At 39.7% G+C, this 24627-nt stretch carries 23 protein-coding genes and 1 other annotated feature; of the genes, 18 read left to right on the forward strand and 5 right to left on the reverse strand.

Going from position 1 to position 24627, the window contains the following annotated elements; translation table 11 throughout:
- The first annotated feature begins 196 nt into the window (after positions 1 to 196).
- Positions 197 to 1618 carry an arginine-ornithine antiporter gene (arcD, locus tag OZ002_RS09085; RefSeq protein WP_002331652.1) on the forward strand — a complete coding sequence of 474 codons (1422 nt, stop codon included), beginning with the start codon at positions 197 to 199 and terminating at the stop codon, positions 1616 to 1618.
- Between the two features lie 13 nt (positions 1619 to 1631).
- A complete protein-coding gene (locus OZ002_RS09090; RefSeq protein ID WP_002331651.1) occupies positions 1632 to 2750 on the forward strand; it encodes an aminotransferase in 1119 nt (372 codons plus the stop codon).
- A gap of 59 nt (positions 2751 to 2809) precedes the next feature.
- On the opposite strand, the gene OZ002_RS09095 is transcribed toward OZ002_RS09090, so the two are convergent.
- Positions 2810 to 4102, reverse strand: coding sequence for a multidrug efflux MFS transporter (locus OZ002_RS09095; protein ID WP_002325116.1), 1293 nt, complete (start codon positions 4100 to 4102; stop codon positions 2810 to 2812).
- A gap of 149 nt (positions 4103 to 4251) precedes the next feature.
- Between OZ002_RS09095 and OZ002_RS09100 the strand changes: the two genes are divergently transcribed.
- The 3 genes from OZ002_RS09100 (at position 4252) to OZ002_RS09110 (ending at position 7323) form a co-directional block, all read left to right on the forward strand.
- Complete coding sequence (locus OZ002_RS09100; RefSeq protein WP_156249097.1) at positions 4252 to 4812, forward strand: TetR/AcrR family transcriptional regulator; 561 nt, start codon at positions 4252 to 4254, stop codon at positions 4810 to 4812.
- 128 nt (positions 4813 to 4940) lie between these two features.
- Positions 4941 to 5318, forward strand: coding sequence for a DUF1033 family protein (locus OZ002_RS09105; RefSeq protein ID WP_002306018.1), 378 nt, complete (start codon positions 4941 to 4943; stop codon positions 5316 to 5318).
- On the forward strand, positions 5251 to 7323 hold the full coding sequence (locus tag OZ002_RS09110; RefSeq protein ID WP_125179217.1) for a DNA topoisomerase III: 2073 nt from the start codon (positions 5251 to 5253) through the stop codon (positions 7321 to 7323). The genes OZ002_RS09105 and OZ002_RS09110 overlap by 68 nt, the downstream gene beginning before the upstream one ends.
- Positions 7324 to 7533: 210 nt before the next feature.
- On the opposite strand, the gene OZ002_RS09115 is transcribed toward OZ002_RS09110, so the two are convergent.
- A complete protein-coding gene (locus tag OZ002_RS09115) occupies positions 7534 to 8481 on the reverse strand; it encodes a glycosyltransferase family 2 protein (RefSeq protein ID WP_002289773.1) in 948 nt (315 codons plus the stop codon).
- 245 nt (positions 8482 to 8726) lie between these two features.
- Here OZ002_RS09115 and OZ002_RS09120 point away from each other — a divergent pair, with 245 nt between their 5' ends.
- Entirely contained in the window at positions 8727 to 9191 is a 465-nt protein-coding gene (locus OZ002_RS09120; RefSeq protein ID WP_002298278.1) for a methylated-DNA--[protein]-cysteine S-methyltransferase, read from the forward strand.
- 61 nt (positions 9192 to 9252) lie between these two features.
- On the opposite strand, the gene OZ002_RS09125 is transcribed toward OZ002_RS09120, so the two are convergent.
- A complete protein-coding gene (locus tag OZ002_RS09125) occupies positions 9253 to 10296 on the reverse strand; it encodes a YeiH family protein (RefSeq protein WP_123840176.1) in 1044 nt (347 codons plus the stop codon).
- Between the two features lie 499 nt (positions 10297 to 10795).
- Positions 10796 to 11761 (reverse strand): TDT family transporter, encoded by a 966-nt coding sequence (locus OZ002_RS09130; protein ID WP_002291188.1) that lies wholly within the window; start codon positions 11759 to 11761, stop codon positions 10796 to 10798.
- A 233-nt stretch (positions 11762 to 11994) separates the two neighbouring features.
- On the opposite strand from OZ002_RS09130, the gene OZ002_RS09135 reads away from it, so the two are divergent.
- The 12 genes from OZ002_RS09135 (at position 11995) to sufB (ending at position 23254) form a co-directional block, all read left to right on the forward strand.
- Entirely contained in the window at positions 11995 to 12840 is an 846-nt protein-coding gene (locus tag OZ002_RS09135; RefSeq protein WP_002291186.1) for a LysR family transcriptional regulator, read from the forward strand.
- A 190-nt stretch (positions 12841 to 13030) separates the two neighbouring features.
- A complete protein-coding gene (locus OZ002_RS09140; protein ID WP_125179218.1) occupies positions 13031 to 14218 on the forward strand; it encodes an FtsW/RodA/SpoVE family cell cycle protein in 1188 nt (395 codons plus the stop codon).
- Between the two features lie 5 nt (positions 14219 to 14223).
- Complete coding sequence (locus OZ002_RS09145) at positions 14224 to 14580, forward strand: arsenate reductase family protein (RefSeq protein ID WP_002295166.1); 357 nt, start codon at positions 14224 to 14226, stop codon at positions 14578 to 14580.
- Position 14581: 1 nt separating this feature from the next.
- Positions 14582 to 14920 carry a glycine cleavage system protein H gene (locus tag OZ002_RS09150; RefSeq protein WP_002291179.1) on the forward strand — a complete coding sequence of 113 codons (339 nt, stop codon included), beginning with the start codon at positions 14582 to 14584 and terminating at the stop codon, positions 14918 to 14920.
- A 75-nt stretch (positions 14921 to 14995) separates the two neighbouring features.
- Positions 14996 to 15252: a binding site (T-box leader), on the forward strand.
- Positions 15253 to 15314: 62 nt separating this feature from the next.
- Positions 15315 to 16349 carry a methionine ABC transporter ATP-binding protein gene (locus OZ002_RS09155; RefSeq protein WP_002304234.1) on the forward strand — a complete coding sequence of 345 codons (1035 nt, stop codon included), beginning with the start codon at positions 15315 to 15317 and terminating at the stop codon, positions 16347 to 16349.
- The gene (locus OZ002_RS09160; RefSeq protein ID WP_002287674.1) at positions 16342 to 17028 is read left to right on the forward strand and encodes a methionine ABC transporter permease; all 687 of its coding nucleotides are present in this window, start codon (positions 16342 to 16344) and stop codon (positions 17026 to 17028) included. Before OZ002_RS09155 ends, OZ002_RS09160 begins: the two co-directional genes overlap by 8 nt.
- Before the next feature lie 23 nt (positions 17029 to 17051).
- Entirely contained in the window at positions 17052 to 17900 is an 849-nt protein-coding gene (locus OZ002_RS09165) for a MetQ/NlpA family ABC transporter substrate-binding protein (RefSeq protein WP_002287678.1), read from the forward strand.
- Positions 17901 to 18096: 196 nt separating this feature from the next.
- Entirely contained in the window at positions 18097 to 18870 is a 774-nt protein-coding gene (gene sufC, locus OZ002_RS09170) for a Fe-S cluster assembly ATPase SufC (RefSeq protein ID WP_002306034.1), read from the forward strand.
- Positions 18871 to 18882: 12 nt separating this feature from the next.
- Complete coding sequence (gene sufD / locus OZ002_RS09175; protein WP_002287681.1) at positions 18883 to 20169, forward strand: Fe-S cluster assembly protein SufD; 1287 nt, start codon at positions 18883 to 18885, stop codon at positions 20167 to 20169.
- A complete protein-coding gene (locus OZ002_RS09180; protein ID WP_002306036.1) occupies positions 20166 to 21401 on the forward strand; it encodes a cysteine desulfurase in 1236 nt (411 codons plus the stop codon). Before sufD ends, OZ002_RS09180 begins: the two co-directional genes overlap by 4 nt.
- Positions 21388 to 21858, forward strand: coding sequence for a Fe-S cluster assembly sulfur transfer protein SufU (sufU, locus tag OZ002_RS09185; RefSeq protein WP_002287684.1), 471 nt, complete (start codon positions 21388 to 21390; stop codon positions 21856 to 21858). The genes OZ002_RS09180 and sufU overlap by 14 nt, the downstream gene beginning before the upstream one ends.
- A gap of 4 nt (positions 21859 to 21862) precedes the next feature.
- On the forward strand, positions 21863 to 23254 hold the full coding sequence (gene sufB, locus OZ002_RS09190; RefSeq protein ID WP_002287686.1) for a Fe-S cluster assembly protein SufB: 1392 nt from the start codon (positions 21863 to 21865) through the stop codon (positions 23252 to 23254).
- 97 nt (positions 23255 to 23351) lie between these two features.
- Here sufB and OZ002_RS09195 read toward each other — a convergent pair whose 3' ends face one another.
- Positions 23352 to 24494 (reverse strand): tyrosine-type recombinase/integrase, encoded by a 1143-nt coding sequence (locus tag OZ002_RS09195; protein WP_002295169.1) that lies wholly within the window; start codon positions 24492 to 24494, stop codon positions 23352 to 23354.
- Between the last annotated feature and the right edge of the window lie 133 nt (positions 24495 to 24627).

Consider the following 24627-nt stretch of genomic DNA (forward strand, 5'->3'; position numbering starts at 1 on the left):
TTTCTTTTGGATAGCATAGCTGTTTTTTGCAATAAAATTAATTTTTATTCATTTTATACTTGAAATACTTGTGTAAAAAGTTCATAATATCCAATAATGTGAATAAAGTTGCTTTTTGTTAAGCAAGAGCAGTTGCAAAATAGAAGGGAATCTTTTGCAAGTGATTTGTTCAATTTTATAAGTGAGGGTGATGGAAATGGAAAAGAAATCAAAGGGTATTAGCAAATGGGGACTGGTTGCTCTGGTTGTCAGTTCGTCAATCGGAAGCGGTGTGTTTGGGATCACAAGTGATCTGGCTAGTTCTGCAGCTCCAGGGCCAGCGATCCTTTCATGGATAATCGTTGGGATTGGTATTTTAGCTTTGGTATTATCGCTGAATCATTTAGGAGAAAAACGTCCAGATCTAGATGGTGGTATTTTCGGTTACGCGGAAGCTTCATTTGGTAAATTAGGTGGCTTCATCAGTGGTTGGGGTTACTGGTTGTCTGCGTGGCTGGGAAATGTTGCTTTTGCAACGATGCTGATGAGCGCCATGGGAGAATTTTTCCCGATATTCAAAGGTGGACAAAATGTTCCTTCTATTTTATTTGCAAGTATTTTTATTTGGGGTCTGACTTTATTAGTAAACAATGGAGTTGAAGGAGCGAGCGTCATCAATACAATCGTGACGATCTGTAAATTAGTGCCATTATTCCTATTTTTAATATTTGTATTTATCGCATTTAAAGTGAATATATTCACTGCTGATTTTTGGGGTAACGTATCTGATAATCTAGTGAATGGAACAGGGCAGCAAGGAACGATCTGGTTGCAGATTAAAGGTTGTTTGATGGTTATGATGTGGGTCTTTGTAGGGATCGAAGGCGCAAGTGTTTTAGCCAACCGCGCGAAGAAACGTTCAGAAGCCCAGCAAGCATCGATCATTGGTCTGCTTTGTTTATTGTTTATCTATATCCTTGCTTCGATCTTGCCATACGGCGTCTTATCTCAAGAAGAGTTAGCAACTATTTCACAACCTGCTATGGCAAATATTTTAAAAGGAATCGTGGGAAATTGGGGAGCAGCGCTGATCAATATCGGCTTGATTATTTCGATCATTGGTTCTTGGTTGTCTTGGACGATGCTCCCAGCAGAAACAACGATGTTGATGGCTCGAGACGGTCTGTTGCCGAAAGGTTGGGGAAAAACGAATAAAAAAAATGCCCCAACTTATTCGTTAGTTGTTACTGCAATCTTGACTAATCTATTCTTATTGACTTTCTTAGTTACTGATTATGCCTATCAATTTGCCTATTCTTTATGTACAGCGGCAATTTTGATTTGTTATCTACTTGTCGGGATCTATCAAGTCCAGTTTTCTTTAAAAGAAGGAATCAAAAAACAAGTAGTGATCGGTGGGATTGCTGTAGTTTTTGAATTGATGGGCATCATTTTAGCAGGATTTTCTTATGTCCTTTTATGTAGTATTGCCTATCTTCCTGGTTTTTGCTTCTACTGGATCGCTTGTCGTGAAACCAAACATCAAATTACGGGAAAAGAAAAAGTAATGATTGGGCTGATTTGTGTGGCCGCACTGCTTTCAATCGGGTTGCTTGCTGTAGGCTGGATCAAGATATAAGGGGGAAAGAAACATGGAAATCGCAAATTTCGGTGTAGAAGAATGGCTAAATAAATGGGAAAAGAAAGCGGTATATGATATTGCACAAAGTTCGATCGAAGCATTGACATTAGACGAACTCGTTGGCTTAGATGGGACTAGCGTAAGTGAATTTTTCGAAAAACGCAAAAACGAACCATTGGACTATGGCTGGATCGAAGGATCAGATGTTTTCAAACAAGAAGTCGCTTCTCTTTATCAAACCGTCGATCCGGAAAACATCTTACAAACGAATGGAGCGACTGGTGCTAATCTTTTAGCTCTATACGCGTTAGTGGAAGCAGGAGACCATGTTGTTTCGATGCTTCCTACTTATCAGCAATTATATGACATCCCCCAATCTTTAGGTGCCGCTGTTGACTTTGTTCATTTGAAGGAAGAAGAAGATTGGCAGTTTGATTTAGAACAGCTAGAAGCCTTAGTCAAACCTGAAACAAAAATCATCTGTTTGAATAGTGCAAACAATCCTACAGGCACATTGCTAGATCGGAAAACTTTAGAAAAAATCGCAGAAATTGCTCGTACAGTAGATGCATATGTATTGATAGATGAAGTATATGCGCCTTTAACGGATAAAGGTGAATTCTTGTCGATCGTAGATGTCTATGAAAAAGGTATAGCAACCAATTCCTTATCCAAGACCTACTCCATTCCAGGTATTCGTATTGGCTGGACAGCTACTGGACCTGAGTTGGCAGAAGTTTTTCGAAAGTATCGAGACTACACGATGATTTGCGGCGGAGTCCTGTCAGATGATCTTGCTGTACATGCATTGAAGAATAAAGAAAAAATATTGGAGCGAAACAAAAAGATCATTACAGAGAACCTTATGATTTTAAAACAATGGGTAGCCAATGAACCGAAAGTTGAACTTGTCGCTCCCAATTACGTCTCTACTTCTTTCATTAAATTAGCCATCGAAGAAGATGACCAGACATTTTGTATCAATTTATTAGAAGAAACAGGAGTACTATTAGTACCAGGAAGTGCCTTTGATTTACCGAAGCATGCCCGACTAGGTTACTGTTGTAAAAAAGAAACCTTGGAAAAGGGATTATTCCTCTTATCTGAGTTCTTGAAAAAACAGGCCTAAACAAAAACACTGCAAGGACAGTCTGTGACAACTGTTCAAGCAGTGTTTTTCATTTACGCTTATTGTCTATGAGAAGGAGAGTGCCCTGAAGATATGGAGACTCCTGAAGCTTTTTCTTCTGCAGTTTCTTGCTGATGGATCTCTTGTGTATTGTGTCGTACAAGCAAGAAGTTGACCAAAACAAGAAGAGAAGTCGAAAGAAAAACGCCACGATAACCAAATGCACTGGAAACACTGGAGCCGATCATAGGCCCTACTACGTTACCAGTTGCTTGGAAAGATTGGTTATAACTGAAGATCCGTCCAGCAGCTTGATGAGGCGAATATTTTGTGATCAATGCTTGGACAGCAGGGAGCAGACAAGCATCAGAGATACCAATCAAAAAACGTAAGGCAGCTAATTGCCAAACATTCGTGACGAATGCCATTGGGATATAAACCAGAATCGCAAAACCCAAACCAATCGCAAGTATTCTTTCACTCCCAATCTTGTCACCTAAGCGACCAAATCTTGGAGCGGCTATCAAAGTGGCAATCCCAGGTATCGAAGCGATGATTCCGCTGATCAACGTAACATTCCCATGTCCATGCAGCAATTGACGAATGTACAGACTGATGATTGGACTAATGGAATTGTTGGATGCTTGGATGATCATCGTTGTGACGAACATACCGATGACGACGTGTGGATATTTCAAGTCTTTGAAAATCTGTTTGGCAGAAACCATGTTTTCTTTTTTCACTGGGACAAATTTTTCATGGACGAAAAACAGACTCAACAAGAAGACGAAAAATAAGATGATCCCTGTAATGAAAAAGGTAGGGCGATAGCCAAACGCTGAAGCAGAGATCCCGCCAAGAAGCGGTCCAAGTAATGTTCCTGTAACAGAACCAGTTGCTAAGGTTCCAAGAACTTGACCACTTTTTTCTTTTGGCGTCCCAGTTGCGACAAGGGCAGTGGCATTACTGATATAACCAGAAAAAATCCCTTGAAGCAGACGCAATGCGACTAATTGATACACACTAGTCACGCAACCCATCAAAGAAATGACGATTGCCATTCCTAATGAAGCACGCAACAGCATCAATTTTCTTCCTTTTTGGTCGGCTAATTTTCCCCACCAAGGAGAGATCAGCGTAGTCACCAAGAAAGTAGATGAAAAAGTCAATCCGCTCCAAAAGTTCAATTGTGACGTACTATAATTACCTAACGTATCTATGTAAAGTGACATAAAAGGCATGACTAAACTAAATCCGATACCAGCCATAAATGTTCCAAACCATAAGACAAACAAGTTTTGTTCCCAAGTTTCTCTTTTCCTAAATAATTTTTCCTTTATTCTTGCAGCCAATTAGACTCCTTCTTTCTGAAAATTTTCATCTACAGCTCTTTATTATAAACTACAATATGTAGTTTATCAATGAAAATCTCTTTTTTCTCTTTCTTTTTCGTGGTAAACTGAAAGAGTGAAGGATTTATTTTATGAGAGGAAACATGGAGATGAAAAAAAGAAATCTGTCTCAAGAGAAAATAATCGACTGCTTTCGAGAACTAGCAGAAGAGATGGATGTTCAGCAAATAACCTTTCAGCATTTAGCCAAACGCTTGGATATCAAGGCTCCCTCGCTGTATAACCATTTCAAAAATATTCGTGATGTCAAAACAGCGTTAACAGCAAAACTTCTGCAGGAACTTAATGACCAGCTGCGTCGGGCTCTTGTGGGAAAAAGTGGTCAGGAAGCACTGCAGATCTATGCAGAAACTTATCGATCCTTTGCTTTTTCAAATCAAGCAGTGTATGAGTTACTGATCAGTGTACCGCATACCAATGAAGCTGTTTTATTAGATGGAATCCATGAAACGAATCAGATCATTTTGCAGATATTTGAGGCTTTTCAATTAACGAAAGAAGAAAAAGTTCATCGAAGCAGGGAACTTCGTAGTATGATCCACGGTTATCTTTCCTTACGTTTTTTAGGATACTTTACAAAAGAACCAATAATCGATCCAGAAGACAGCTATTTTTGGATGATCAATGACTTTATCGCTACTTTGCCTTAAACAATCAGATTCATTTGTAACAATTTTAAGATGTTCATTAAATGACCCTTTTATAAGAGAAAATTCTTGCAACTTTCTTGAAAAGTGACTAAGATGAGTCTAGAAAAGCTGAAAGAAGGAGCACGAGTATGTATCAAGTAATTACCATGTTCGGGGACAATGAGCCTTGGTGGTTTTTTGAAGACTGGGAAGAAGATATTGAAGCAGAAGAAACATTCGAGTCTTTCGAAGAAGCACGACAAGCGTACGAAAAACAATGGAACGAAATCCATCAAAATTATGAATATATCAATGCAAAAAGTAACTTTCTCAGCGCCTTTTGGAATGACGGAGATGAGCGCTGGTGTGAAGAGTGTGACGATGATTTACAGCAATACAAGGGACTTGCGTTGTTGAAAAATCATCAGCCCATCACAGTAGAAAGCAGAAAGGAATTTTATGAAACAACTAATTCTAGCGGAAAAACCAAGCGTTGCGAAAGACCTAAGCAAGGTGCTTGGTGCTAATCAAAAGCACAAAAATTATTATGAAGGACCCAAGGTGATCGTCACTTGGGCCCTTGGTCATTTATTAGGATTGAAAATGCCGGAAGATCTGAATAAGGAATGGCAGAGCTGGCAAATGGACACGTTGCCAATGATCCCTAAAAAACTAGGAATCAAACCACTTCCTAAAACAGGACATCAATTAAAAGCAATCAAGCAGCTGGCTCAGCGAAAAGATGTCTCAGAAGCAGTCATTGCGACAGATGCCGGAAGAGAAGGGGAACTTGTTGCTCGCTGGATCTTAGAGTATGTGCATTTCAATAAATCAGTGAAGCGGTTATGGATCTCTTCTCAAACAGATAAAGCAATCAAAACTGGATTCAAGCAACTAAGACCTGCGAAAGAATATGATGCATTGTATGAATCTGCTCTTGCCCGGGCAAAAGCGGACTGGCTGGTAGGATTGAATGTGACCAGAGCCTTAACTGTGAAGTACGCGGATAATTTATCAGCAGGCCGTGTGCAGACACCGACACTAGCATTAGTGAGAGACCAAGAAAAGAAAATCGAGCAGTTCCGTCCACAAACGTATTTCACGATCACGTTGCAAGCTGGAAAAGAACAAGCCAAAATGCTTCAAAAAAATCAATTTGCTTTAAAAACACAAGAAGAAGCACAAAAACTTGTTCAATTGATCAGTACAAGCAAAGGAACTGTCACAGAAGTCCAAGAAAAATTAAAAACGGAATCTGCGCCATTGCCTTATGATTTAACAGAGATCCAAAGAGAAGCCAATCAACGCTATGGCTATTCTGCAAAGAAAACATTAAGTCTTGTACAAAGTTTGTATGAGACCCATAAGATCGTTACTTATCCGCGTACAGACAGCAAATATCTGACAAATGACATGAAAAGTACGATGAAAGAACGATTGCAAGCAGTCAGCGACTTTGCTCCTGAGGTCAAGCAGTATTTGAAAAACGGAGCCATCGTCCAACAGACAAAAGTATTCCAAGACAGTAAAGTGACCGATCACCATGCACTTTTGCCAACTGAAAACAGAGCACGTTATGAAAAATTAAGTAATGAAGAGCAAAAAATCTATCAAATGATTGTCTCTCGTTTTTTAGGACTGTTTGCTCAACCCCATAAAGTCAGCCAAACAAAAGTTACGGTTGAATTTGGTAAAGAACGATTCATTTTTCGGCAAAATCGTGTCGTCCAAGCAGGATGGAAAGGCGAAACTGAAACTGAGACGGAAACAGTCAAATGGGAAAAAGGAATGAGAATCAATCCCGATTTCACCATCAAAAAAGAACTATCTGCACCGCCTAAACCATTGTCAGAAGCAAGCTTGCTTGGTCAAATGGAAAAATACAGTCTGGGAACCCCAGCTACGCGTGCAGAGATTATCGAGAAACTAATCAAATCTGAACTGATGGAACGTACCCCTCAAGGACTGCAAGTATCTCCTAAAGGTAAGCAATTATTAGTATTGGTAAATCCCTCTTTAGTAACACCAGATTTGACAGAAAGCTGGGAAAAAGACCTTGAAGCTATTGCTGCAGGAAAGAAACAAGCAGGAACCTTCTTGAATGGAATCGAAAAAGAAACAAAACGCTTGGTGAATGAGATCAAATCAAGCAAACAAGAATATCAAGATTTCTCGATTACCCAAAAGAAATGCCCAGAATGTGGGGCCAATCTGCGCGAGAAAAACACACGTGACGGCAAAATCTATGTCTGCACCAATTCAGATTGCAACTACCGCAGAAGAAAAGATCCAAAAGTCTCTAATCATCGATGCCCGCAATGTCACCGGAAAATGGAAATCATCGAAGGTAAAAACGGTGCTTATTTCCGTTGTAAATACGATGGAACGACAGAAAAAATGCTTGATAAAAAAGAGCAGAAGAAGAAAATGACCAAACATGAAGAACGACGCTTGCTGAAAAAATATGCACAAGCAGAAGAACCAGAAGAAAGCCCATTAGCAGCAGCACTAAAAGCAGCAATGAAGAAGTAATAAGATATGAAAGAGGTTGTGATAGAAGTGGTCAGCTTCAAGAAATAAGAAGGAATTTACGAAAATTGCTTCTCAAATTTTTGTGAAATTTCGGCTTATTTTCGAAGAAGCTACTTCTGGAACACCATTTATTCGGAAAAAAGGACTGTGACAAGACTTTTGTCACAGTCCTTTTTCATTTAAAAAAATGTTTACTTCATTTGACGTATATTATTGGTGAGGCTTCAATTCATTTGGCTTCACTTTTTCTGTTTCTCTTATGATATAAACAGGACGCTGTTTCGTTTCTAAGAAGATTTTCCCGATATATTTCCCGATGATTCCAAGACATAACAATTGGATTCCACCAATGAACAGGAAGATCGAGACCATGGAAGGCCATCCTGATGTAGGATCACCAAACAACAATGCCCGCAAAATAATGAACAAAATTGCAATACCAGAACCGACACAAGACAAAGCGCCGATAAATGAAGCAATCGTTAACGGTGCATCCGAGAAGTTCACGATACCATCAATCGAGTAGTTGAATAATTTCCAGAAGGACCAAGATGTTTCGCCAGCCACACGTTCGCGGTTTTCATAAGAAATATATTCTGTTTTAAATCCGACCCAGCTAAATAATCCTTTTGAAAATCGGTTGTATTCTGTTAATTCTAGGACGGCATCCACCATTTGACGAGTCATCAAGCGGAAATCACGAGCGCCATCGACCATTTCTGTATCGCTGATTTTATTGATCAACTGGTAGAATTTTTTCGCAAAGAAACTGCGTATCGCAGGCTCGCCTTCACGAGTCGAACGCCGGGTGCCGACACAATCGATATCAGAAGTAGTGATCCGGTTGATCATCTCAGGAAGCAGTTCGGGCGGATCTTGCAGATCAACATCCATCACGGTCACTAAATCTCCTGTAGAAGCTTGCAATCCAGCGTACAGAGCCGCTTCTTTCCCAAAATTTCTGGAAAATGAGACAAAGCGGACATAAGGATAAGCTGAGGCTAGCTTCTTGATTGCTGCTAACGTACCGTCTTTTGATCCGTCGTCAATAAACAAATATTCGAACTCATGGGCACCTTTGAATTTTTCAACCTCATCAAAAAAAAGAGGAACAGTTTTTTCTTCATTAAAACATGGGACAACAATTGATACTTTCATCGTTTCTATCCTTTCAATCGTATGTTTATATATGGTTTACATTCAAAATTTAATAAACCTTAAATAACACCTTTAAAATTTGATTTTACGTAAAAGAACAGGTATTCTTTTTGTAAACTAACGTATTTAGTTTACCATGTTTCCTCGGTTTATCAAACTTTTAAGAACAATTTTTATTAGTTGGCAAGTAGTTTTGGATAGAGAAAAAGGAGGAAGTTCCAGTCTATTGACTAGGAGCAAACAAAATGAAAATACACACACCTATCGGCTTTTTATGGTTAGATGCAGATGAATCCGGATTGACTGCTGTATCTTTTCAGCCAATTTCAGAAAGCGAATCAGCGAATCAGCAAATTTTAACGCGCACACAAGAACAGTTTGAAGAATATTTTGCGGGAAAAAGAAAAGAATTTGATGTTCCTTTATCTATAAAGAGAGGTACGCCTTTTCAGCAAAATGTCTGGAAAGCTTTGTCGACCATTCCTTATGGAGAAATCCGAACGTATAAAGAAGTAGCTGTTGCTGTTGATAGTCCGAAAGCTGTGCGAGCGATTGGGCAGGCAAATCGAACCAATCCATTGCCAATCGTTATTCCTTGTCATCGAGTGATCGGGCAAAATGGAAAACTGACAGGATATATGGGAAACGCAATAGATGGGGTTGAAATCAAACGCCAATTGTTGTTGTTAGAAGGATATCTGCAAAATTAAAAACAGTTGTGATTCGGACATTGTTCCATGCGAGAATCACAACTGTTTTTTCATGTTCATTCTAAACTTTGATCAGCCAAATAAATAGTAAAGCCATCACTGTTTGGAGAAGCCCGACAGCTAATCCATAAGATAAGAAGCGTGTACCTTCTTTCATGAATTTTGCAAAGTCTAAACGCAGACCAATTGCCGCTAAAGCAGTGATCTCAAACCAGCTGCTGATAAAATGTGCCGATTGGTCAATAACTACAGGTAAAGAAAACAAGCTGTTGACCAAACAAAAGATCACAAACCCTAATACATACCAAGGAAGTGGTAATTTTCGTTTTTTCTGCGTATCAGTTGGCGTTTCAAACAGAGCTGGTTGTTTCTTGTGCATGAATTTTTCAAACAGATAGACAACAACAACGAGCATCATAATACGTAGAATCTTAAATAGCATGGCGAATTCGACAACAGAATTGTCAAGTAAGCTTGCCCCAGCGACTACTTGACCAACAGATTGGAGTGTACCACCCAAAAGTGCACTTTTTTCAATGAGATTTCCACCAAACAACTGTAATCCAAGAAAAGGGAGAGTCAACATCATCACAGTACCCAGTAGATTGACTAGTGTGATGATCTGTCCTTTTTCTTCCTCTTTCGCATGGATGGAAGGGGCGATCGAAGCAATAGCAGAAGAACCACAAACAGCGTTTCCTCCAGCCATCATCAAAGAAGAAGTATCGCTGAATTGCAGTTTTTTACCAATCAAGTAAGCACCGATGATAGTGACTGACATTTGCAGTAACACAAAAACAATTCCTTTTATACCAATTTGAGCAATCGTTTGAGCTGTGACAGTTGCACCTAGTAAAAAAACAGAGAATTCTAATAGTTTGCTTTCAGCAAATTTTGTGCCGATTGCTAGAACAGGCTGTTTAAAAAAAGTATTTCCTAATAAAATACCCAATAAAATAGCAATAGTCGCTCCACCTAACTGTGGCAGATAAATAGCAAGAAGCCTGCTGAAGGCAGCGATGGAAAAAGAAAGCAGTAAACCGGGTAAGATTTCGCGGACCGCTGAATCCTTTACAGATTTTATTGGATGTGACAATGATTTCATTTGATCGGTTCCTTTCGTCAATAAATACTAAAAGCATACTCGAACATAGTAGCACTAAACCAGTATTTTGACAAAAGAACAAGAGGTCGTGACAAAAGTCTTGTCACGACCTCTTGTTTCGAATAAACGGTGTTCAAAAGCCAGTTTCTCGGTATTAAGCCAAATTTATGCAAAAATGTGGAAAGCCATTTTCACAAAATTTTTCTTAATACTCGAAACTAAGCGGCTTTTTCACGACCTCTTGGTAAACGGTGTTCCAGAAGTAGCTTCTTCGGAAATAAGCCGAAATTTCACAAAAATTTGAGAAGCAATTTTCGTAAATTCCTTCTTATTTCTTGAAGCTGACCACTTCTTTTACGACCTCTTGGTAAACGGTGTTCAAAAGCTTGCATCTGCGGTAATAAGCCCAACCAGTACAAAAACATGAACAGCTGTTTTTGTTTGGCCGTTCTTATTACTTGATGCAGAACAGCTTTTTCACAACCTATTGAATCGATTATTAAGCGATTTTTTTAGAAACAAATTTTCCATGTTTGCTATGTTCTTTAATTAAGAAACGTACGTAATGAGCAAGAACGTAGAAGACAACTACACTTGCAAACAGACATTCCGCAACTTTTAAGAAATCCAATACGCTACTATAGATACCTAAACTGTTGAAGTAATGAACAGTAGTAAATATAGCTGTTGCAGAGATAACAAGCGGGAATGTAAAGGCTGCATAGCTTGGATAAAAACGAAGCTTGAACAAACGTGGAAGCATAGACAGCACAACGAAATACAATACTTGAGATAAAGCGAACAATGCTACGACAAGATAAAAATTAGGTTCAGCAAAGTTTTTAAGATAACCTGTTAGGCAAAGAGAACCAGGCGCTGCAACGATCGTAATCAGCGGACGTGTCGGATGAGCCATATTTCTTACGAAAAAGACACGTTTGATGATGATCGGCAATAAGAACGCATAGCAGATCAATGAAATCCAAAAGAAAATTTTTCCAATAAGTGGGAAGAAGTTCCCGGCAGTTACAGTGATGACCCCAAATCCAACGTAAATGATAAACCAGCTTGGATAAATTGCTTCAATTGAAAGATCAGCTTTGATAACATGGTGATAATTGAAATAAAAGACAAGGATCACTTGGAAGATAACAGCGCACAGCCAAATGAATTTGACAATTGGTGCAATACTTTCATATGAAACAAAATAAGTACAAATAACCATGAGTGACATCGTAAAAGTTGGTGAAACGGAGGCGATGATTGGATCATGCAACGTTTGTTTCGTGTGTTCGAATAAGATAAACAATTTAACAAAAATGAATATCATAAGAATCATAGAGATACCGCCAGTTAGATTGCCTAAAGCAACATGGTGATAGTCTTTAAACAAATTTCCAAGGGAAGCTAACCCAAGGATCAACCCGCAGATCGGGATCGGAATAATTTTCAAAAAGTTCTTCATATATAATATTCTCCTTTTTATTTAATAGATTTTAGTACCAAGATGAACGAATACATTGTAAAATGAATAGGAATGTATGATTACGAGCAAGCAGACAGCTGATTGTCTTCATCTAAGTTACTAGTTGGATCAGCAACTGTTTTGTTGTACATTTCTATTATAGATGGTTTTTTGTATATTTAAATCAAATAGTTTTTATAGTAATTATCATAAAAAGTTATGGAAGTGGTGCCATGTTTAAGTTATTAACGACTTTTCGAGCAGTATATGAAACAAGAAATTTTTCCAGAGCAGCAGAAGTACTGTTTTTATCTCAACCAGCAGTCTCGAATCAAATCAAACAGTTGGAGCGGGAATTGAATATCGATCTTTTTCAACGTAACGGAAGAAAAGAGATGCTTCCAACTAAGCAAGCCGACTTATTATATGAACGGACACTGGTTTTGTTAGAAGAATGGGAAGAAACTCAGCAAAAATTGCTCAATGAACAAAATGAAGAAGAAGTATGTCGGATCGTTGCTTCCCACACCTTTGCTGTCTATCTTTTGCCTCAGTTGATGAAACATCTGATCAAAAGGTTTCCTAAAGTGCATTTTGAGATCGAAATCGCGAATTCTCATGAATCATTAGAACAAGTAGCGAAACATGAATCCGATTTTGGTTTTATCGAAAAGCCATTAGAGACTTCCGGCGTACAAAGATACTCTTTGATGGAAGACCAGCTAGTCATCGCTGGGGACCCAAAAAGCAAATTGTGGCTTGTAAGAGAAGCAAACTCTGGTGTTTTTCATTACACGCAGCGTTATTTTGAAGAGATGAATATCCAAGATAAGAAGATGATCGTGAAAAGTAACGATGTAATTGTTGCGTTGCTGAAGGAAGGAATCGGTCGCTCGATTTTGTCTAAGCGCTCTGTTCCAGAAAATGTGCCAATGACTCCGTTGAATTTCCATCGATATTTTTATTTCATCCAACGAACCAATCTGGTTTCTGATCAGCTGCTAGAGATTGCCGAAGAGATCCTTCGATACAATGAAAGCACAGAAACTTCTCACAGCGAGGAGAATCTCAGCTGGTAGATAATTGCATGTATCAAAAAAAGTTCTATGATACACTAAAGATAAGCAGTAGGCTTTTGTACTGCATTTGCTCAAGCAACTGCACAAACGGAAAGTTAATTTTTCCCAAATGTCTATGGAAAGACTTTCCATTATCTAACTGGACCGCTATAATAATCAGCAGTATGGTTTTTAAGAAAAGGGATGAAACATGGAAAAAAAATTAAAAGCTTCGAACGATAATCGTATTGATTATGGCGTGATTTTACCAGTCTTTCTGTTATGTTTGATTGGTCTGCTCTCATTATATGTAGCACTTAGCCATGATCCGAACAATCCAGCAGTCTTGAAAGGCGTAGGTATGCAAGTTGTGTGGTATTTAGTTGGAGCGGCAGCAATCGTTGTCATCATGCATTTGAATTCCAAATGGATCTGGAAACTGACTCCTTACCTTTATGGTTTGGGGTTAGTGGTAATGGGACTCTTGCTCAAATTCTATGATCAGAATTTAGCTGCTTCAACAGGGTCTAAAAACTGGTTTCGATTCGGTGCGTTTACTTTCCAGCCAGCAGAGTTGATGAAGATTGCGTACATCTTGATGATGGCACTGATCGTAACTAAACATAATACGCAAGTAAAAGAACGGACGATGAAATCGGAATTTTGGCTGATTGGGAAGCTCTTGATCGTGACAATACCGGTTTTAGCATTGATCATGGCCCAAGATGACTTTGGAACGATGCTTGTCTTTCTTGCGATCTTTGGCGGGATTTTCTTGATGTCTGGAATCTCTTGGCGCATCATCGCACCTGTAGTAATTTTGGCAGTAGTCGTTGGAGCAGGAACGATCTTCTTGGTTACGACTGAAGGCGGAAGAGACTTGCTTTACAAAGTTGGCTTCAAATCTTATCAGTTTGCACGTATTGATTCATGGCTGGACCCTTTCCATGATACGTCAGGAATGAGTTATCAGCCGGCCCAAGGACTTTTGGCAATTGGTACCGGTGGCTTGTTTGGTAAAGGATTCAACGTAAGCAATATTTATGTGCCTGTTCGTGAGTCCGATATGATTTTTACCGTTATCGGTGAAAACTTCGGCTTTATCGGTGGTGCATTCGTCATTTTCTTGTATTTTATTTTAATCTATCGTATGATTCGGGTGTGTTTCGATACGAATAATGAATTTTACGCCTATATCGCAAGCGGTTTGATCATGATGCTGCTGTTCCATGTCTTTGAGAATATTGGAGCAAATATCGGATTACTTCCTTTAACAGGGATCCCATTGCCTTTCATTAGTCAGGGAGGATCTTCGATTTTAGGGAACATGATCGGTATCGGGTTGATATTATCGATGAGATACCAAAATGAAGCACCTGCAAGATCTTCAAGGAGGTAAGAAAATTGTACACCTTTTACTGGTACCCGAAATGTTCAACATGCAAAAAAGCCAAAGCGTGGTTAGACCAGCATGGCGTTAGTTATCAAACTGTTGATATGATCAAAGAAGTACCGAAGGCCTCAACGATTGAGACTTGGCTAGAAACGAGTCAAGTACCAATCCGTCGCCTGTTCAACACAAGCGGGATGAAATATCGGGAACTTGGACTGAAAGATCAAGTAGGCGAGTTTACGGCTTCAAAAGCGAGCCAAGTCTTATCGACAGATGGTATGCTGATCAAGCGGCCACTGATCTTACGAGAGGACCAGCTTGTTGCAATTGGATTCAATGAAAAAATTTATGAAGGAGAACTGATATAAAATGGCAGGCAAGCATTTGAAGAAAAAGGACAACCTTTGGATCTTATTTAATGGAAAAGAATACTGTGTTGGTTTGACAAATGAAGCGCAAGAAGAACTTGGAGACATCACGTTTGCCAATCTGCCAAAAGCAGGACAATCGCTAAAAAAAGATGAACCTCTGATCGAAGTTGAAGCGGAAAAAGCGGTCAATGAATTTGCCAGCCCGCTAACGGGTACAGTTTCTTCTGTTAATGATAAAATCGGTGAAGATATCAATATCTTGAATGATTCAGATGAAATGAATGCGTGGATCTTAAGTTTCAAAGATGTTGATCCAAAAGAATTTGACGAATTATAAAATCAGAAAATCACTTGAAAAAAGTTGACACTGATTCTTCCAGTTGCTATAATCATAAGCAATCCTATATGAAACGAGAAAGCTTTGAAAAGAAGAGTACATGTCACGGACGTTTGAAGAGAGCCCTGTTTGCTGAAAATGGGTAACGAAAATGAGATGGAAGATGGTCTTAGAGCAGAGTAAGCGAGCGTAAGCAAACTTACTACGGGAGTGCCCGTTACAGCGCGACAGTATACGGAAAGAAGCTAAGTCCAAGTACTGGAAGAGGCTGTTATTGCGAAGTAACGGTAAATCAAGGTGGTAACACGGAAGTTCAAGCTTTCGTCCTTTTGCTTAAGGCAAGAGGGCGAAGGCTTTTTTGTTTGAAAAATCATAAGAGAAAGATGTGAATGGCATGTCATTAATCCAACTAACGAATGTCAAAAAGACATTCAATGGGAAAAACGGAAACATCCAAGCCGTCAATGACGTTTCACTAAACGTTGAAAAAGGGGATATTTATGGAATCGTCGGCTATTCTGGCGCAGGAAAAAGTACATTAGTCCGTCTCCTGAATGGACTTGAGCTTCCCACGAGCGGCGAAGTGATCGTAAACGATCAAGATATTACAAAATTAAAAAACAAAGAATTACGTACATTCCGAAAGAAAATCGGTATGATCTTCCAGCATTTCAACCTGTTATGGTCAAGAACTGTACTTGAAAATATCCAGCTGCCGCTGGAATTAGCTGGCGTACCAAAGAGCAAACGTAAAGAACGGGCAGAAGAACTGTTGCGTTTAGTCGGGTTAGAAGGACGCGGACAAGCATATCCTTCACAACTTTCCGGCGGACAGAAACAACGCGTCGGTATCGCACGAGCATTGGCAAATGATCCTGAGATCCTGCTTTGTGATGAGGCTACTAGCGCATTGGACCCGCAAACAACAGAAGAAGTATTAGACTTATTGTTAGCGATCAATAAGAAATTGAATTTGACCATCGTCTTGATCACACATGAAATGAATGTGATCCGCAAAATCTGCAACAAAGTCGCTGTGATGGAGTTGGGGAAAGTCGTAGAAGAAGGAGACGTATTGACTGTCTTCAGACAACCGAAAAAAGAAGTAACCAAACGCTTTGTACAACAAGACATCGAACCAGAAGCTGATTCGACAGAACTATTAGCTGAACTCATCAAAGAAAATCCAAGCGGCCGTTTGGCAACTTTGACCTTTAGCGAAAGAAATGCCAACGAGCCAGTCATTTCCCAAGCGATTCGACGCTATAACATCGATGTCAACGTTGTGTATGGAAAGATCAAACAAGTGAAAGAAGGTTCCTTTGGTTCATTGACTGTCTTGATGACTGGTGAAACCAAAGAATTAGATCAAGCAGAAGTGTTCATCAAAGAACAAGGAGTAGGAATTGAGGTGATCCATCGTGGATAAAAGCTTTTCAGAAACATATCTAGATTTTAAACAAATCAACCCGGAAACGATGAATCAGGCTATCCTTGATACACTATATATGACATTAATCTCAATGGTCTTAGTGACGATCATCGGATTAGTTTTGGGATTGATCCTTTACTCTATTGGACGCAAAAACAAACCGTATGCTCGAATCATTTATGGAATCGTATCGATCATCAGTAATATTTTCCGGTCAACGCCATTTATGATCCTGATGGTTTTGATCATTCCATTTACTAAAGCAATCGTAGGCACTATGCTAGGTGCGCAAGCAGCCATTCCAGCTCTTGTTTTATCCGCAGCACCATTTTATGCCCGTCTAGTAGAGATTGCTTTTCGTGAAGTCAGCCCTGGTGTACTGGAAGCAGCAGATGCAATGGGAGCAAGTTACTGGGAAATCATCTGGAAGGTCTTGATACCTGAAAGTATTCCCGCATTGATTTCTGGATTAACAGTTACAACGATCTCGATGATCGGATTTACTGCGATGGCCGGCGCGATCGGCGCAGGTGGACTTGGAGGTCTTGCTTGGCAGGAAGGCTACCAGCGTGGTAATCTGACAGTGACATTCGTTGCGACTTTAATTATTTTACTAATCGTATTTATCGTTCAAGGAATCGGTGATTTCTTAACTAAGAAAACAGACAAAAGATAATAGGATATAGGGGGATGTAGGATATGAAAAAGAAAATTTTTGGATTTGCAGCAGCGCTTTTGCTGACTGTAGGATTAGCAGCATGCGGTAACAACAGCGACAGCAAAGATTCAGCAAATAAAGCAGACGACACGACATTGAAAGTCGGCGCTTCACCGACACCGCACGCAGAGATTTTGGAACATGTGAAACCATTATTGAAAGATGAAGGAATCGATCTTGAAATCGTCAAATTCGATGACTATGTATTACCGAACCAATCTTTGGAAGAAGGCGACATTGATGCCAATTACTTCCAGCATATTCCTTATTTGAACAAAGAAATCAAAGAAAAAGGATATGACTTTGTCAATGCCGGTGCTGTCCACATCGAACCAATGGGCTTGTACTCTAAAAAAGTCAAAGATGTTTCCGAATTAAAAGATGGTGCAACAATCATTACTTCAAATTCTGAATCAGACTGGGGACGCATCATCACAATTCTACAAGATGCTGGCTTAGTCAAAGTCAAAGATGGAGTAGATCTGGAAACAGCAACATTCGATGATATTGAAGAAAACCCTAAGAACTTGAAGTTCAACCATACGATCGACCCATCACTTTTAGCTTCTACGTACCAAAATGATGAAGGTGACCTAGTTGCAATCAACGCAAACTTCGCTTACGGCGCAGGGTTGAATCCATTAGAAGATGCCGTATTGCTTGAAAAGGACAACTCTCCTTACGTGAATATTATTGCGACTCGTAAAGGTGATGAAGACAGTGACAAAATCAAAAAACTGATTGAAGTGCTTCACCGCAAAGAAGTCCAAGAATGGATCACAGACAAATGGGGCGGCTCTGTTAAACCAGTAAAGGCTGATGCAAAATAAGGTATGGAACAAAAAAGATGAGAAATAAGTCTGCAATGGCTTATTTCTCATCTTTTTTATACCTATTCTAATTTAGAAATCAAAATTGTTTAATAATAAATAAAAGATATTTGATTTTAGTAAGGAAGGTCATTGCGCTTCATTCTCAATTAGTCTAAAATGAGTGAGAACGAAAGAGAATTTGGGGGTATAATGCATGTCTGTCTTAGAAATAAAAAATCTACATGTGTCGATCGAGGAAAAAGAAATCCTTAAAGGTGTAAACCTAACAATGAAAACCGGAGAAATCCATGCCATCATGGGACCTAACGGCACAGGAAAATCTACCTTATCTGCCGCTATCATGGGCAATCCAAACTATGAAGTAACAGAAGGCGAAATTTTGTTTGACGGGAAAAATGTTTTAGACTTGGAAGTAGATGAACGTGCGCGACTTGGCTTATTTTTAGCTATGCAATATCCAAGTGAGATACCAGGTATCACGAATGCGGAATTCATGCGTGCAGCGATCAATGCGAAACGTGATGAAAACGACAAAATTTCTGTTATGGCATTTTTGAAAAAGTTAGATGAAAAAATGGCTTTACTAAATATGCCAGAAGAAATGGCTGAACGTTATCTGAACGAAGGTTTTTCTGGCGGAGAAAAGAAACGGAATGAGATCCTGCAATTGTTGATGTTAGAACCAACATTTGCAATTTTAGACGAAATCGATTCAGGTCTGGATATCGATGCTTTGAAAGTCGTTGCTAAAGGAGTAAATGAAATGCGCGGAGACAATTTCGGTGCATTGATCATCACCCACTATCAACGATTATTGAACTATATCACACCTGATGTCGTTCACATCATGATGGAAGGCCGAATAGTCATGACAGGGAATGCTGACCTAGCTAAACGTCTGGAAGCAGAAGGCTACGCTGGTATCAGTAAAGAATTAGGAATCGACTATAAAGAAGAAGAAGCGTAAGGGGGAGCAAGAATGAAAGAAAAAAACTGGCTCGATTATCTTGACGCGGTAAATGATTTTTCTTTAAGTAAAGGCGAACCTGATTGGATGAGAACCTTCCGTCAAGACGCACTAGCGAAAGCAGATGAACTGCCATTGCCGCATATCGATCGGGTGAAATTCCATCGCTGGTCGTTATTTGATGTGAAAGAAACACAAACCATCAGTGAAACAGGCACGATTCCGGCATTTGATGCAATGAAAGACAATCCTGTGCTTGTCCAACAAGGTTCATGGACGATTTTTGAACAACTGCCTGTGGAATTAGCAGAAAAAGGAGTCATTTTTACCGACTTGTTCACTGCAATGATCGAATATCCAGAACTAGTCCAAGAATATTATATGAAAAAAGCAGTAAACATGAACGAAGACCAATTGACTGCACTCCATGTAGCTTTTATGAACAGCGGTATTTTCCTGTATGTACCTAAAAATGTCGTGATCGATGAACCACTCGAGTCCTTATTCATTCAAGATGGCGCATCCGATGAGCACTTCTTCAAGCATGTGTTGATCGTGGCAGATGAACATAGTGAATTTTCTTATCTGGAACGTTTCCAGACAACCAAAGAACAAGTAGCAAAATCATCAGGTAATATCATCGTGGAAGTCATCGCTAAAGCTGGTTCAAAAATCAAATATTCAGCCGTAGATCAATTAGGAGAAAATATTACTTCTTATATGAATCGCCGTGGGCACATTTTACGAGATGCTTCTGTCGACTGGGCAATTGGTGTCATGAATGACGGTCATGTGATCGCTGACTTTGACTCAGATTTAGCAGGAGAAGGTGCACACGCAGAAGTCAAAATCGTGGCAATCAGCTCGGGCAGACAAATCCAAGGAATCGATACGCGAGTAACCAATAAAGCCCCTCATACGATCGGGCATATTTTGCAACACGGAGTGATCCGAGAAAAAGGAACATTGACCTTTAACGGTATCGGCCACATCTTGAAAGGGGCAAAAGGTGCAGATGCCCAACAAGAAAGTCGTGTCTTGATGCTTTCTGATAAAGCACGTGGTGATGCGAATCCTATTCTTTTGATCGATGAAAACGAAGTAACTGCTGGACATGCTGCCAGTGTAGGACGAGTTGATCCAGAAGAAATGTACTATCTGATGAGTCGAGGATTGCATAAAGAAGAAGCAGAGCGCTTAGTGATTCGAGGATTCCTCGGTTCTGTCTTAACAGCAATCCCTGTAGAACAAGTTCGGAAAGAATTAGTCGAAGTAATCGAAGGGAAGTTGAATGGATGATCGATGCTAAAAAGCTACGCAATGATTTTCCTATCTTATTTCAAGACGTCAATGATGAACCTTTAGTTTATCTGGATAATGCAGCGACGACCCAAAAGCCAAAACAAGTACTCCAGGCATTAGCGCACTATTACGAACACGATAACGCCAATGTTCATCGCGGTGTCCATACGTTAGCAGAACGCGCGACCCATGATTATGAACAAGCAAGAGAAAAAGTACGGGCGTTCATCCATGCAAAAGAAACAGCAGAAGTGCTGTTTACTCGTGGTACGACGACAAGCTTGAATTGGGTAGCCAGAAGCTTCGGCGACCGCTATATCAAAGCAGGAGACGAGATAGTGCTCTCTTACATGGAACATCATTCTAATGTTATCCCGTGGCAGCAGTTGGCAAAACGAACAGGTGCTGTCTTGAAATATATCGAACTAACAGAAGAAGGCTTCCTGGATATGGAGGATGCAGCGAAAAAGATTACGGACAAAACCAAAATCGTCTCCATTGCTCATGTATCCAATGTCTTAGGTGTCATCAATCCTGTTCAAGAATTAGCTGAACTTGTCCATGAAAACGGCGGGGTCATCGTAGTAGATGGTGCTCAATCTGTCCCGCACATGGCCATTGATGTCCAAGCACTAGACTGTGATTTCTTTGCTTTCAGCGGACACAAAATGTGCGGACCAACAGGTATTGGTGTTTTATATGGTAAACGAAAATGGTTAGAAGAAATGGAACCTGTTGAATTTGGTGGCGAAATGATCGATTTTGTCGAATTATACGACAGTACATGGAAAGAACTACCTTGGAAATTCGAAGCAGGGACACCAAATATCGCCGGCGCTATCGCATTAGGCCATGCAATCGATTATTTGCAAGAACTCGGCATGGATAATATCCATCGATATGAAGAAGAACTAGCCGCTTATGTGTTGCCAAAATTACAAGCAATTGATGGATTGACTGTTTATGGTCCACAAGACCCGAATTTTCGGACAGGAGTCGTTGCATTCAATTTGGATGGGTTACATCCCCATGATGTCGCGACAGCTTTAGACATGGAAGGGGTAGCCGTCAGAGCAGGTCATCATTGTGCGCAACCGCTATTGAAGTACCTTGAAGTATCAGCGACTGCTCGCGCGAGCTTTTATTTCTACAACACAACGCAAGACGCCGACCGTTTAGTTGAAGCAATCATGGCAACAAAGGAGTTTTTCCAGCATGGGACTATCTAAATTAGACAATTTATACCGTCAAGTGATCTTGGATCATTCTTCCCATCCGCATCATCGTGGAAGCTTGACTGACTCGACAAGTAAGATCGAATTGAACAACCCCACATGTGGAGATGTGATCGAATTGCAAGTCGATGTAAAAGACGGAATCATCAAAAATATCGCCTTTGACGGCAGTGGCTGCTCCATCAGTACGGCAAGTGCCTCGATGATGACAGACGCCGTCATCGGAAAATCAATAGAAGAAGCAGAACATTTAACTGTAGACTTTCTACAGCTTGTCCAAGGAAAAGAAGTCAAAGATCCCGACCAATTAGGCGATGCTGCTATGCTTGGTGGTGTAGCTAAATTTCCAGCTCGGATCAAATGTGCGACACTTGCCTGGAAAGCATTAGGAAAAGCAATGGAAAACGATGGTACCGCAGCTTTCCATCATTACCACAAGGAAGAGGAGTGAGAACATGGGCGTACCAGAATTAGAAGAATATAAATTCGGGTTTCACGATGATGTCGAACCGGTTTTCAGTACAGGAGAAGGCTTGACAGAAGAAGTGATCCGTGAGATGTCAAGAATCAAAGGCGAACCAGAATGGATGCTTGAATTCCGTCTGAAATCTCTAGAAACATTTAACAAAATGCCAATGCAAACATGGGGCCCCGACCTTTCAGACATCGATTTCGATGCCATCAAATATTACCAAAAACCAAGTGACAAACCCGCTCGTGACTGGGAAGACGTACCAGAAAAAATCAAAGATACATTTGAAAAGATTGGTATCCCAGAAGCAGAACGAGCTTATCTAGCCGGTGCTTCCGCACAATATGAATCAGAAGTCGTGTACCATAATATGAAAGATGAATTCGAAAAGTTAGGAATCGTCTTTACTGACACTGACTCTGCTTTGAAAGAATACCCTGAATTATTCAAAGAGTACTTTTCAAAACTTGTACCGCCAACTGACAACAAATTAGCAGCGCTGAATTCAGCCGTATGGTCAGGTGGCACCTTTATTTACGTGCCAAAAGGCGTCAAAGTCGATGTTCCATTACAAACTTACTTCCGGATCAATGCGGAAAACACGGGACAATTCGAACGTACGCTGATCATCGTTGACGAAGGAGCAAGCATCCACTATGTCGAAGGTTGTACGGCACCTACTTATTCAAGTAACAGCCTGCATGCCGCCATCGTAGAAATCTTTACAAGAAAAGATGCGTATTGCCGTTATACAACGATCCAAAACTGGTCAGACAATGTGTACAACTTAGTAACCAAACGAGCAAAAGCATACGAAGGCGCAACCGTTGAATGGATCGACGGAAACCTAGGTGCAAAAACAACGATGAAATACCCAAGTGTTTACTTAGATGGAAAAGGCGCACGAGGCACCATGCTCTCCATCGCCTTTGCAGGAGCAAACCAAATCCAAGATACGGGTGCAAAAATGATCCATAATGCACCAAATACATCTAGCTCTATCGTCTCTAAATCAATCTCAAAAGACGGCGGCGAAGTAAACTATCGAGGACAAGTAACCTTCGCCAAAAACAGTGCGGGTTCGATCTCTCATATCGAATGTGACACAATCATCATGGACGAATGGTCGAAATCCGATACGATCCCATTTAATGAGATCCACAACAGCCAAGTCTCTTTAGAACACGAAGCCAAAGTCTCAAAAATCTCAGAAGAACAACTCTATTATCTGATGAGCCGAGGCCTGACCGAATCTGAAGCAACTGAAATGATCGTCATGGGCTTTGTTGAACCATTCACCAAAGAACTTCCAATGGAATATGCAGTCGAACTCAACCGATTGATCAGTTATGAGATGGAAGGGTCTGTTGGATAATAACTATTTCATTGCTCGAAACGTTGATATTAAAGCGTTTCGAGCATTTTTTTATTTGCATTTTAATAGTTGGCTACGTTTTTGGCTACGTTTGGAATTATTCGCCCATAAATTTTGCAAATCGGTCACCTGTTTTCTTAATAGATTGTGGTGTGACATGAGCATAGATATTCATGGTAGTTTTAATATCTTTGTGACCTAATCGTTCTTGTACTTCTTTTATCGACGCACCACTTTCAAACAATAAGCTACAGTGGGTATGCCTAAATCCATGTGGAGTAATTTGAGGCTCCATCGGTGTCTTTTTGTAAATCCAGTCTAACCAATCGTTTACTACTTGGGGGTAGTACAGCTTGTTTGTGTTTGTAGTGAAAAGAAACTGCTTTGGTGAATTCGTGTTATAGCCATATAAGATCATTATTTTCATTTGTTCTTGTTGCCAAATACGCAGTTGTTTAAGTGTAAAATCATCAAGCTGAATCGTTCTTGATGAATTTTTAGTTTTAGGTACTTGTAGAACTACTTGATTAAACTCGTCTTGAGCGATAGTTTTACCAATTGTTATTGTTTTATTGAAATAGTCTATATCTTCCCATTGAAGCGCCAATGCCTCGCTTTTACGCATTCCTGTATAAGCTAATAAACGGAAAAAAGTGTACAGTTTAACTGAATTATTTTCTTTAGTATTCTTTAAAAATAGTTGTAATTGATCTTTCGTATAAAACTTCAAGGGTTGTTCTTCTTCAATTTTTCTTGGAAGCAATGTTTTAGACATAGGATTATCTTTACAGACTTCCATTGCTACTCCAAATTTAAATATTTGAGCAGTTGTTTTTCTCAAGAAACCATATTGTTTTAATGTTTTGTGCCATTCATTAACCTGTTTTTGACAATAACTAACACTTATTTTATCCAATCGTAATTCCCCAAAAGCAGGTAATATATGGTTCTTGCAAAAACGTTGAGCAACGGCAACGGAAGATGGTTTTACTCTCGTTCTGTAGTTATCAATCCATAATTCATATAACTCTTGAAAAGTTGTAACATTGATTTTAAACTCTTGTTTTTCTTTAAAGTCTACAAGTAGTCTATTAAGTGCTATTTGTGCCTCAGCTTTTGATTTGAATCTTCTACGCTTTGTACGTATATCTTTTCCAGTCTTGGGATCTTTTCCTAAATAAGTTTCAAATCCCCAATATTTTTCGCCATTTTGTAATTTATAACTAAAAAATGTGGCCATTTGATTGATAAAGTCCATATAATTGTGTAAAAGATAAAAGGCCATGTAACAGCCCTTTTACGGTACAATGTTTTTAACCACAAAAACATACCCAGGAGGACGTTACATGACCCAAGTACATTTTACACTGAAC

Origin of the sequence: Enterococcus sp. E4-150 (assembly GCF_035726465.1) — a bacterium.
GTDB classification, from domain to species: domain Bacteria; phylum Bacillota; class Bacilli; order Lactobacillales; family Enterococcaceae; genus Enterococcus_B; species Enterococcus_B faecium.